A 10,506-nucleotide genomic window follows, 5' to 3' on the forward strand; every position below is an offset into this window, starting at 1 on the left:
CGGTATTGGGCTTTGACCCCGTTCGGGGTAGGCCACCAGCGGCTACAGCGGTTTGACGCGCAGATTGCGGAAGTAGCAAACACTTTTGGGGTCGTGGGCTTGCAGCGCGATCGTGCCTTCACCCAAACGGCGCTCAAAGTTTTTGTCGAACGCCTTTTTGTCTTCCGGTTCGGTGTAGTCGACCATCGTTTTCCCGTTGACGATCAATTGGATCCGGCGACCGGTCACGATGATTTCTTGAGTGTACCACTGGTTGTCTTTGATCCCGTTGGCGGCGAGGTCTGCGGCCGACACGTTTTCCACTGCGTACAAGCTGCTCGTCTTCTTGGGGTCTTTGTGCGAGACGTTGACTTGGCATTCATAACCATGTTTCGGCCAGCCGGTCGGTTGGTACTTGGTGTGGAAATAGATTCCGGCATTGCTACCCGGCGTCGTCATGACTTCGGCCTTGAAATGAAAATCCTTCATCGGAGCCAGCGGACCGACGTAGAACGCGTGGCAGCGCTCGCCACGACAAACGAGCCGTCCTTCTTCGACCTGCCAGGCATTGGGGTTTTCTTCCGCCAGCTTCCAGCCCTCCATCGACTCCCCATCAAAGATCTTGACGAATCCGTCTTCCGAGGAGGGGGTTTCCGCGGGAGCGGTGTTGGCGATGAAGAAGCATGCCAATGCGACGGCGAATGAACAAGAGAAAGAACGCATCGTTGAAGACTCGATTGTGGGGTGGGGAAGGAGTGGGGTTTGTGGGCCGTCCACACTGTCGCGAACGTGGCGACGACATGGATTCATCGCTGGTTGTGAAATGGACGACTTGCTCGAAAAAAAACGCTTGCGGCACCGGGGTGCTGCAAGCGTTTGGTTTGTCACGTCGGCAATCAGAACGACGACTATTCTTTGCCAGAATCGGTCGCGGGGACTTCGCCGTTCTTGATCTTTTCGGCAAAGGTCTTTCCGTCTTTGCTCTTCTTCTCACCGGCTTTTTCAAGCCCGGCGTAGATCTTCTTCTGAGCTTCTTCGGGGTTTTCTTTGACCCAGTCTTTGGGGAAGTCTTCGGCTTTCAGGAACTCGTGGATGGCCTTGCCGTACTCGTTGCGGACCTTTTTCTTGTCTTCTTTGTTGACGTGGCAGATGTAGCAGCCGTGTTTACGGGCTGTTTTGACGAAGTCCTCGTCGACGTCATCGCCGCTCAAGTATTTGTTTTTCCATTGTTTGCTGAATTCGCTCGTCGCCAACGCGGGGCTGGCCAGAAGAGCGAGACAACCAAATAGAATTGCGAACCGTTTCATGCATTGTCTCCGAGGAAGAATCGATGCCTCGCACGCGGAGGCATGCCCAAGATAGGGGGCTTAGGTGGGTGGGGCATCGGTTTTGATCAACCGATTGACCTAATTAACGCTCAAATCGACCGAAAAGTCAAATCGGGCACGGCGTTTTTAGAGGGTTTTCGAGCGGATTTGCCGTTTCAGCTGGCTCTGCAGCGGGTTCAGCGCGTGCGAGACGACCCGGGCTTTCTGCCCCAAGGCGCCAGCCACTCGGGTTGGCACTTCGAGAAAACCCAGGTCGCTCGACTTGCTGCTGGCAGTGTTTTGACCCGGCCTGCCCCACGCACTCCGAGTCAGTTGCTGCTGCACAAGCATGGATCGACTGTTCAGGGTGCTCGAATTGATTACAGCCCGGCGGTTGAGGGGAAACGGGCAATGCGTCCTGCTTTGACGCCGAAGGGTTAGCGGAACGGCGCGAGCGGGCTGTCGGTTTAGTGAGCCGGGACGCGTAATCGGCCGGGCATCCAGGCGCCCGCCCGAGGCCTTACGGCCAGCGGCTCACCATTGCCTCGACCAATTCCATTCAATCGACAGCCCGCGAGCCGTCCGGTTGCGCTTCAAAAACACATTGAAAGACCGGAGGGCTCGCGCCCTACCGCTAACAAACAACACCCCGCTTGGCGCCAAAGTAGATGGCATCGGGGCAACGGTCTCGGCGAGGCGGCTTACCGCCGCACGAGTTCGCGAAAGGCCTTGTTCAGCTGCTGGGTGATCGGGCCGACCTTGCCATCGCCGATCTGTCGTCCGTCGAGCGTCACGGCGGGAATCACTTCGGCCGCGCTGCCGGTCAAGAAGCACTCGTCGGCGACGTAGATGTCGTGCCGCGTCATCGGCAGTTCGGTGGTTTCGATGCCCGCTTCGCGCGCCAGTTCCAATACGGCATTGCGGGTGACGCCTTCCAGGATGCCGGCTTCGATCGGCGGTGTGTTCAGTCGACCGTTTTTGATCACGAACAAATTGTCGCCGGTGCACTCGGCCACTTCGCCTTTATGGTTGAGCATCAGCGCTTCGATGCAACCGGCTTTGAGCCCCTCCATCTTGGCCAGAATATTGTTCAGGTAGTTGAGCGACTTGATCCGCGGGCTGAGCGCCGCCGGATGGTTTCGAATCGTCGACGCGGTGACCAGTTCCAAACCATTTTCGTAGTACGACTCGGGGTACAGCGTGATGGAGTCGGCGATGATGATGACTTGCGGATCGGAACATTTGAACGGATCGAGCCCCAGCGGACCGACGCCGCGAGTGACGATCAAGCGGATGTAGCCGTCGACAATCTCGTTCTTGGCAACCGTTTCGTTGGTGTCGGCGGCGAGCTGTTCCAAGGAGATGGGAAGCTGCAAATTGATCGCACAGGCCGATTCATCGAGCCGTTTGAGGTGCTCGGCCAAGCGAAACACCTTCTTGCCGTAGATCCGCATGCCTTCAAAGACGCCGTCGCCGTAGAGCAGGCCGTGGTCGTAGACGCTGATTTTCGCGTCTTCCGGGGCATGGAATTGGCCGTTGATATAGATCTGTCGGGACATGTCGATTGAAAACAGGGGACGCGATAGGGAGGAACGAAATCAGCCGAGTTGGGAATCGGTCACGGCACCGACGACGGAAGCGTCAAAATAGTTGATCGACATTCCAGCGTCGACAACCACTGATTGGGCCGTGATCCCACTACTTCGCGAGGACAACAGAAATGCTGCCGTCTGGGCAACTTCTTCCGTTTTCACCGCCTCCTTGCGGGGGATGACCTGTTCGGCGTAGAGGTAAGAATCGACGTAACCGGGAATGCCGGCCGAGGCACTGGTCTTGAGCAATCCGGCGGCCACGGCGTTGAAACGGACTCGACTGAACCGGCTGAACGACTTGGTCAGAAACGCCAGCGACGATTCCAATGCCGCTTTGATCGGCGCCATGAATCCATAGCTCTCACTGGCCATGCGGGTGGTGCTGATCCCGATTGTGACGACCGACGCGTCGGGGGCAAAGCGATCTTTCAAGGCGTTGGAGAGGTTGATCAGGGAGTAGGCGGAGATGTCCACCGCCTGCAAGAATTGTTGTCGCGTCGTTTCGTGAAACGGCCGAATGCCGTCGGGATAATCGGCAAACGCGATCGAGTGCACCATTCCCGCCAGCGTGACACCTTCGTCGCCCAGCTGGTTCGCCAAGGCGTCGATCTGATCTTGGTGTTCGACGTCGCAAATCCGCACGTCACGGTCACGCAGCAGTTTCGCGGTACTTTCCTTGCGGGATTGGCTGCGGACGGCGTAAATCACGTTTCCACCGGCTTGTTCGATGATCCGCGCGATCGCGTAGGCCACGCTTTTCTTGTTGGCGACGCCCAGGACCAGGTAGGTCTTTCCGGACATCTGCAAAAAATCCACCACGGCCGGTTGGTTGTCTTGGTCGCTCACCGCTGCGTCTCCTCGCTCGTCGCCGGCGGCTCGGGGCCGCTGACGCTGACGGCAAAATCGAGCCGCATCGCCATTTTTCCATCGAGCAGCATCTTGCCGGTCAAATAGTAGGCATTGCTGAGCTGATCGTTCAGCGTCACGTGTATTTCGACGGTGTCGCCGGGGCGGATCATGCGTTTGAATTTGACGCTGTCCATGCGGGTCGCCACTGGCACGCTGCCCGGCGCGCTGTCCATCTGTTGATGCAGCAACACCGCGCCGGCCTGCAAACAGCATTCGCACTGGATCACGCCGGGGACGATCGGTTGCCCCGGAAAGTGGCCCTGGACGAAAAATTCATCCGCCGAAAACCACTTTTTGCAGACAATGGAAGTCTCGCTCTGCTCGCAGATTTCGTCAATCAGACGCATTGGCGGGCGGTGGGGGATCGCCTGTTCGATTGCTTCGATACTCATGAGCGTAATTGAAGTGTTGATCGGCGCAGCGCCAAGACGGCAAGCAGATCGGAAAGCCCGGCTGCGGGGCGCATGCAGTGTCCAAATCAGGAGGCAGGGGGCTGTCGATAGGGGAAATCGCGAAACGGCGTGATCCCTCCTGCGATTGGATTGAGTGAGCCGCGACGCGTGAGCGGCCGGGCAATCTCGTGTTGCCCGAGGCCTGAGGGCCAGCGGCTCACCCTTGACTTCTCAGATTCCGATAAATCGACAATCCGCCCGCGAGTCCCCTCACCCCAAAACGAGGCGTGGAAAGGGCAACAGGGGAAATGCCAGCGACGGGGAGACCCGCGCAGCTTCATCACGCGGGAGGGCTCTGAAGGCTGATCCGGGCGAAAACGCCGCGTGCCCCTTTCCTCGTTGGCCGGAGACGATCATCATGTCGACAGTCCGTTGTGCAGCCCCGACGCGTCTGAATCATTCCCAAAAAGCAGTGCCCTTGCCGCCGTCACCGCAGTCCGTGCCTCCCGAATCGCCTCCCGAAATGCTCCGTTCGATCGGGAAGCGTTCGATCTACAACGTGCCCAACGCGTTGACCAGCATTCGGTTCGCAATGGCAATCGCCGTGATGGCGCTGATTCCGGCGGGCTATTTCCTGGCCGCGACGGTCGTCTTTTTGGTCGCCGCGTCGACCGATTGGATGGACGGCTATTGGGCACGCAAGTACGGCCAGGTCACCAAATTCGGCCGGATCTTTGATCCGTTTGTCGACAAAATCATCATCTGCGGCTCGTTCATCGCCCTGGTCGGGGTGGCCAACTCACCCGTCGCCTCGTGGATGGCCACGCTGGTCGTCGGTCGCGAGTTGCTGGTGACCAGTTTACGCGGCATGGTCGAGGGCAGCGGCAAAGATTTCTCGGCCAGCTGGCTGGGCAAATGGAAAATGGTGCTGCAGTGCGCCGCCGTCGTCGCTTCGCTGATCTTTCTGCAATACGAAACGGCTCCGTCCTGGCTGTCTTTCACCACGCTGGGATTGGTCTGGGGATCGATCCTGCTGACCGTGTACTCGGGTTACGATTACACGCTGGCCGCGGCAAGGCTGATGCAGGACGAACCAGACGAACCGGAATGAACGCTCCATGCAGCGCGTGAACCTCTTTGAAATCGGCTTCATCGCCATCTCGCTGACCGTGCTCGCGCTTCTCGTTGCCGGCGGCGTGCTCTGGATCCAGTGGTGGCGTGGACGGGGCCAACGAAATCTCTGCGGAGACGTTTCGCCTGACTTGATCACCCGACTCCCCCAGCCCCGGCCGCGCTGGACGGTTTTTGATTTCCTGTTGATGTTCGGCATGATGATCCTGGTGGGGGCGTCCTTGCAGCAATCGCTGCCGACGCCGCAACAGGAGACAGACGAAACGCCAACCGCCGCCGAAGTGGTCGAGCAGGCGGTCGACGCCACGCCGGAGGAGGCTTCGGCTGAGGAGGCTTCGACCAAAGACCCGAGTGATCGCGCCGCGAAGCTTCGCAGCCAGGTTCGGATCCACTTCATCGCCAACCTCGTCGCCTTCGTGCTCACCTTGCTCTTCTTGCGATTGACGCAAGGGGCGACGCTGGCGCACTTGAGCTTGGTTCCCAATCGAGACGACGTCCGCCGCGGGCTGTTTGCGACCGTTTGGATCCTCGCTCCCGTGTTGTTGTTGAATCTGCTGGTTTCCAATCTGGTTCAATACGAACACACGGTGACCAACTTGCTGGCCGAAGAGAGCGGGACGCGGACGTTTCTCGCCCTGCTTGTTTCAGCGGCGTGTTTGACCCCGATCGTCGAAGAGTTTCAATTCCGGCTGCTGCTGCAAGGCGGGTTGCAACAGATCGCCGACCCGCCGCCTGATTCCGACGCCATGTCGTTTTGGAAACCTTCCACGGCCTGGCCGATCTACGTCACCAGTTTGCTGTTCGCGGCGATGCATTGGGGCCAAGGGGCCGCGCCGATTCCGCTGTTTTTCCTTTCGGTCGGATTGGGGTTTTTGTACCAGCGAACCGGCCGGTTGGTTCCAGCCATCGTCGTTCACATGCTGCTCAATGCGGCGACGCTGTGCATGGAGTTTTGCCGCGTCAACGCGGGGTTGTAACGCTTCACTCGCCACTCCTGCCAGGCGTTGGTGTTGTGGTTCGAAATCACTCCGTCACAACCACTCGCCCCTCCCCTCGCTGCGCTCGACCCTCCCTGCCAGGGAGGGTGACTCCAAGTGGGTAGACACCAATACTGCCAGTAGATTGACTTGATGTCTTGCGGCGTGTGCAACTCTCAATGGTCGGCGTTTGATTTTGGCAGATTCGCAGCAATCACGCTGGCGATCAATCCTGGCAAAAAGATCGCGGCGGCGTCGGCAAAGCGTCCCAATGGCGGACTCGACAGAATCACAAAGCCGACGTTGAAGATCACGTACGAGATTGCGACGACCGCAAACGCATTCCAGCCACTGGGGAAAACGATCGGGCCGAGCGTCGGTTGCTTGGTCGCTTTGATCAACAGCCCCAGCAATCCCAACAAGATCATCGGCAGAAAGATCGGATGCATCGCGAGGTTCGCCGCGGTGCCCCATACGCCGCGACGCACCGCTAACAACAACCATCGCAAGTAGCCGCCGGGGGACCGCGAGAGGATCGCTCGATTGAAATCACCGATTCGTCGGTGAACGGCGACTTGCGGTGCGACCAGACCGACAGCATCTCGCTGCGCGAACGGGTCGCGGGCGAGCGGCCAAACGACGCCATAGTTGATCTGTCCCCATTGCTCCTCGATCGTCAACGTCGGTAGCGAGCCGCCGGTTGGGCCGGGCAATTGAAATCCCTTTCTCTTCAGTTCGTCGGCGACCGCTCGTCCCAGCTCGCCCGACTCGCCGGGCAGATCCCTCAACGTCTGTGGCGAAACCGTTTGAACCAGGATCGCGGAGAGGTTCTGGTGACCGAACGGGGCGATGCCGAAATCGGACACCACCAGTTTCCGAAAACACATCCAGCCCACGACGACCACCGCGACCGAGAGGGCGAGTTTGAATCCCAGTCGTCGTGACGGTGGGAGCGTTGTCTCCATCGTTTCAGCAGCGTTGTGGGCTTCGCGGCGATGGGACAACAGCCAACCGGCCACCGCAATCCACGGAATCAGGAACAGATAGGCCGGTCTTACAAAGATGGTTAAAACCGCGGCAACTGCACACGCGATCGCTTGGGGCGTCGATCGTGTGCCACTGGCGTTGATCAATAACGCGGCGGTGATCACACCCAGCGACGCCGCCGGGGCATCGGTGCTGACGGTGTTGATGTGGTCGGCCGCCGTGCATCCGACCAACACGCAACCGGCCGCCGCGGCTGCCGAGCGCAGCGGCATCCCACGGCCAATCAAGGCTTCGGCCAGGATCCACGACGCGGTCGCGTGCAGCAGTACGTGCAGCAGCGGAACCCAGGACAGTCCGACGGTCGCGTCGATGATGGACAAAGCGATCGGGTAGGCCGGCGTGCGAATCGAAAGCAGCGCATCGGTCAATGAGTTCAGCGGATAATTGACGTAGCTGGGCGTGTCGTTGACCGTGTGCACGGAAAGACGGCCCGAGACGGCGGCCAGGGTGAAGCCGGTCAAGGCGAACAGGATCCATCGAACTGCTGGGGCGTTCCGTTTCATCGACTTTGTGATCGTTAGAGAGCCCTCCGGTGTTTTGGCAAAGAGGAAGAACCGGAGGGCTCGCGCCCTGCCGCTAAAACCTCAAGAAACACATGGACTGACCCCATTTCAGCGGCCCAGGCTGGTTACTGCTGCATTGACAGGCTGGAAGCCTCTCCCACCACCTAACGATTGATCGCGTCCTCTTCATCGTTCCGCGCTCGCTTTTGCAAGTACATCTTGATCGGCACTTCGCCAAATTTTAGATGATCGCGCATCACGTTCATCAGGTAGCGTTGGTAATCGTTGGAGAACGCCTTGGGGTCATTACACATCACGACGATCGTCGGCGGTTCGGTCGCGACCTGTGTGGCGTAATAGATTTTAGGCCGTCGGTTCTGATGCAGCGGCGGTTGGTGGGCCTCGATCGCGCTCCGCAGCAAACGGTTCAACTGTCCGGTCGAAACCCGCTCGCGGGCTTGTTTGAACAGCATCGACGAATGGTTCATCAGCGCTTTGACGTTCTTGCCGGTCTGGCCGGTGATGAATGCGATCGGCGCGTACGAGAGCGTCGGAAATTGACGGCGCAGATAACGAACCCACCGCTCGGTCGGAATCGTGTCGTGCAACAGGTCCCATTTGTTGATCACAAAGATGCACGGTTTGTAGTTTTCGATGACGTAACCGATCAATTGCTTGTCCACTTTGCTGACCGTTTCATTGGCGTCAAAGAACATCAGCACGACGTCGGCGCGGCGGATGCTGCGTTGGGCCCGGTGCATGCCATAGTATTCCAGGTCGGTGCGCTGGCTCTTTCGTTTGCGCAAACCCGGCGTGTCGATCGCGATGAAGGTTTGGCCATCGACTTCGAAGTGCACATCCACGCTGTCGCGGGTCGTGCCGGGCACTTCGCTGACGATCATCCGATCGGTTTCGGCCAACGTGTTGACGAAGGTGCTTTTGCCGACGTTGCGGCGGCCGACGATCGCCAGTTTCATGGTCGCCACGCTGGCCGTTTCGTCCGAGGGCGGAAGCCGGTCGCGGATCAGTTCCAGCAGCTCTTCGCGGTTTCGATTTTGGGTCGTGCTGACCGTGATCAAATGCCCACGGCCGAGTCGGTGAAACTCTTCGGCGTGGATGTCATGGTGACGCTGGTCGGATTTGTTGGCGACCAGAATCACCGGACGCTCCACCGCTCGAAGCCGCTCGACGACCAACTGGTCCAGCGGCATCAGCCCGGTCTGAACATCGACCACCAACAGGATGACGTCTGCGGAGTTGATCGCAAATTCGATCTGGCGGCGAACGTCCGCGGTCAAATCGTCCGGATCTTCGATACCCAACCCCCCGGTGTCGGTCAGCTCAAAAAATTGGTCCTCTGTTTCGATCAGGGTCGTCATGCGATCTCGCGTGACGCCTTCGTAGTCGTCAACAATCGCCAGACGGCGGCGGGCGAGCCAATTAAAAAGACTGCTTTTGCCGACGTTCGGACGGCCAACAATCGCAACTTGGGGGACGGGCATGGAAAAGACTGTCGGACAGGCGTGGCGCGGAACGGGACGGGAAACAAGCCTGCTATGTTAAACGCCATGGTGCAAAACAAGTAGGCCGTGTGTTATCTATGGTGCCATGCCGCAAGAAAATCAAACTATCGAAGGGCTCGATCCAGCCGTCACCCTCGCTCAAGCCGCCGGGCTGGCCGAACATCTGCAGCGGATCGGCGTCCAGTGGTTGCCGGTGGCCGACCCCGACTCCGCGGCCGCTTTGGCCGAACAGTTGCGGTTCGCCGACGGCGGCTCGCCCGAACAAGGATCCGAACCAGCCTCTGAGCTGGCATCCGCTCCGCCCGCCGTTTCCCCTCCCACGGCTCCGCCCGCCGCCGCGCCGCCGCCTGCTACGGCCGCCGTCGCAGGTTCCGCCGGGGCCGTCCCGCCGAGCCCCGCAGGCACCGCTCCCGCGTTCTCCCTGCAGAGCGATTCGGCCGATCCCACCGAGCCTTACCCAGGGCCGTCGTTGGCCCCTGATGCGCGCGCCGCCGAGTTGGCAAAGTGCTCCGAACAGGTGGCCGCATGTACGCGCTGTGAAATCCTTTCCCAGTGCCGAACCAAAACGGTTTTCGGCGAAGGCAACGTGGCCCCGCGCGTCGTCTTCTTTGGTGAAGGCCCCGGTCGTGAAGAAGACCTGTCCGGACGCCCGTTCGTCGGCAAAGCCGGCCAACTGCTGACCAAGATGATCGGGGCGTGCAAGTTCGCCCGCGAAGACGTCTACATCATGAACACGGTCAAGTGTCGACCGCCCAACAACCGGAACCCCGAGCCGACCGAGATCGAAAACTGTCGCGAGTTCTTCCAAGCACAGTTCGAAATCTTGCGTCCCGAATACATCGTGTGCTTGGGGTTGGTCAGCGCCCAAGCACTGCTCTGCACCAAACTGTCCGTCGGACGGTTGCGAGGAAAATTCCATCAATATTTTGATAGCAAAGTGTTGGTGACCTATCACCCCTCTTATCTCTTGCGCAATCCGGCCGCGAAAAAAGCGGCCTGGGACGATTTACAGCTGATGCTTCGCGACGCCGGCTTGATGTAGCCGCCGAAAAAACTCGTCTTGACCGGTTTTGCAATACGAGAACAATCTGTGCATCGATCGCGGATACCAAACGTAAGCGAAAGGATCGCTTACTCATTCGTGAA

At 59.3% G+C, this 10,506-nt stretch carries 10 protein-coding genes; 3 read left to right on the plus strand and 7 right to left on the minus strand.

Annotated elements, in window-relative coordinates:
• Nucleotides 1-42: 42 nt before the first annotated feature.
• The 5 genes from NZK35_RS15015 to NZK35_RS15035 form a co-directional block, all read right to left on the minus strand.
• Nucleotides 43-702, minus strand: a complete 660-nt coding sequence (locus NZK35_RS15015; RefSeq protein ID WP_259633353.1) for a 3-keto-disaccharide hydrolase — start codon at nt 700-702, stop codon at nt 43-45.
• Between the two features lie 185 nt (nt 703-887).
• Complete coding sequence (locus tag NZK35_RS15020; protein WP_259633354.1) at nt 888-1,286, minus strand: hypothetical protein; 399 nt, start codon at nt 1,284-1,286, stop codon at nt 888-890.
• Between the two features lie 701 nt (nt 1,287-1,987).
• The gene (gene ilvE, locus NZK35_RS15025) at nt 1,988-2,845 is read right to left on the minus strand and encodes a branched-chain-amino-acid transaminase (RefSeq protein ID WP_259633355.1); all 858 of its coding nucleotides are present in this window, start codon (nt 2,843-2,845) and stop codon (nt 1,988-1,990) included.
• 39 nt (nt 2,846-2,884) lie between these two features.
• Nucleotides 2,885-3,679 carry an enoyl-ACP reductase FabI gene (locus tag NZK35_RS15030; RefSeq protein WP_259633399.1) on the minus strand — a complete coding sequence of 265 codons (795 nt, stop codon included), beginning with the start codon at nt 3,677-3,679 and terminating at the stop codon, nt 2,885-2,887.
• A gap of 41 nt (nt 3,680-3,720) precedes the next feature.
• Entirely contained in the window at nt 3,721-4,179 is a 459-nt protein-coding gene (locus NZK35_RS15035; protein WP_259633356.1) for a 3-hydroxyacyl-ACP dehydratase FabZ family protein, read from the minus strand.
• 523 nt (nt 4,180-4,702) lie between these two features.
• Here NZK35_RS15035 and pgsA point away from each other — a divergent pair.
• On the plus strand, nt 4,703-5,290 hold the full coding sequence (pgsA, locus tag NZK35_RS15040) for a CDP-diacylglycerol--glycerol-3-phosphate 3-phosphatidyltransferase (protein WP_259633357.1): 588 nt from the start codon (nt 4,703-4,705) through the stop codon (nt 5,288-5,290).
• Nucleotides 5,291-5,297: 7 nt separating this feature from the next.
• Nucleotides 5,298-6,287 carry a CPBP family intramembrane metalloprotease gene (locus NZK35_RS15045; RefSeq protein WP_259633358.1) on the plus strand — a complete coding sequence of 330 codons (990 nt, stop codon included), beginning with the start codon at nt 5,298-5,300 and terminating at the stop codon, nt 6,285-6,287.
• 176 nt (nt 6,288-6,463) lie between these two features.
• Here NZK35_RS15045 and NZK35_RS15050 read toward each other — a convergent pair whose 3' ends face one another.
• A complete protein-coding gene (locus NZK35_RS15050; protein ID WP_259633359.1) occupies nt 6,464-7,837 on the minus strand; it encodes a hypothetical protein in 1,374 nt (457 codons plus the stop codon).
• 164 nt (nt 7,838-8,001) lie between these two features.
• Entirely contained in the window at nt 8,002-9,339 is a 1,338-nt protein-coding gene (gene der / locus NZK35_RS15055) for a ribosome biogenesis GTPase Der (RefSeq protein ID WP_259633360.1), read from the minus strand.
• A gap of 106 nt (nt 9,340-9,445) precedes the next feature.
• Between der and NZK35_RS15060 the strand changes: the two genes are divergently transcribed.
• The gene (locus tag NZK35_RS15060; RefSeq protein WP_259633361.1) at nt 9,446-10,402 is read left to right on the plus strand and encodes a uracil-DNA glycosylase; all 957 of its coding nucleotides are present in this window, start codon (nt 9,446-9,448) and stop codon (nt 10,400-10,402) included.
• Nucleotides 10,403-10,506: the final 104 nt, after the last annotated feature.

The organism is Stieleria sedimenti (genome assembly GCF_025060895.1).
In the GTDB taxonomy this organism is placed as follows: Bacteria; Planctomycetota; Planctomycetia; order Pirellulales; family Pirellulaceae; genus Stieleria; species Stieleria sedimenti.

Excerpts from the sequence above, each read along its gene's own strand:
- ilvE (WP_259633355.1), bottom strand. The coding sequence starts at position 2,845 with ATGTCCCGACAGATCTATATCAACGGCCAATTCCATGCCCCGGAAGAC.
- pgsA (WP_259633357.1), top strand. The coding sequence starts at position 4,703 with ATGCTCCGTTCGATCGGGAAGCGTTCGATCTACAACGTGCCCAACGCG.
- der (WP_259633360.1), bottom strand. The coding sequence starts at position 9,339 with ATGCCCGTCCCCCAAGTTGCGATTGTTGGCCGTCCGAACGTCGGCAAA.
- NZK35_RS15050 (WP_259633359.1), bottom strand. The coding sequence starts at position 7,837 with ATGAAACGGAACGCCCCAGCAGTTCGATGGATCCTGTTCGCCTTGACC.
- NZK35_RS15015 (WP_259633353.1), bottom strand. The coding sequence starts at position 702 with ATGCGTTCTTTCTCTTGTTCATTCGCCGTCGCATTGGCATGCTTCTTC.
- NZK35_RS15030 (WP_259633399.1), bottom strand. The coding sequence starts at position 3,679 with ATGTCCGGAAAGACCTACCTGGTCCTGGGCGTCGCCAACAAGAAAAGC.
- NZK35_RS15020 (WP_259633354.1), bottom strand. The coding sequence starts at position 1,286 with ATGAAACGGTTCGCAATTCTATTTGGTTGTCTCGCTCTTCTGGCCAGC.
- NZK35_RS15045 (WP_259633358.1), top strand. The coding sequence starts at position 5,298 with ATGCAGCGCGTGAACCTCTTTGAAATCGGCTTCATCGCCATCTCGCTG.
- NZK35_RS15035 (WP_259633356.1), bottom strand. The coding sequence starts at position 4,179 with ATGAGTATCGAAGCAATCGAACAGGCGATCCCCCACCGCCCGCCAATG.
- NZK35_RS15060 (WP_259633361.1), top strand. The coding sequence starts at position 9,446 with ATGCCGCAAGAAAATCAAACTATCGAAGGGCTCGATCCAGCCGTCACC.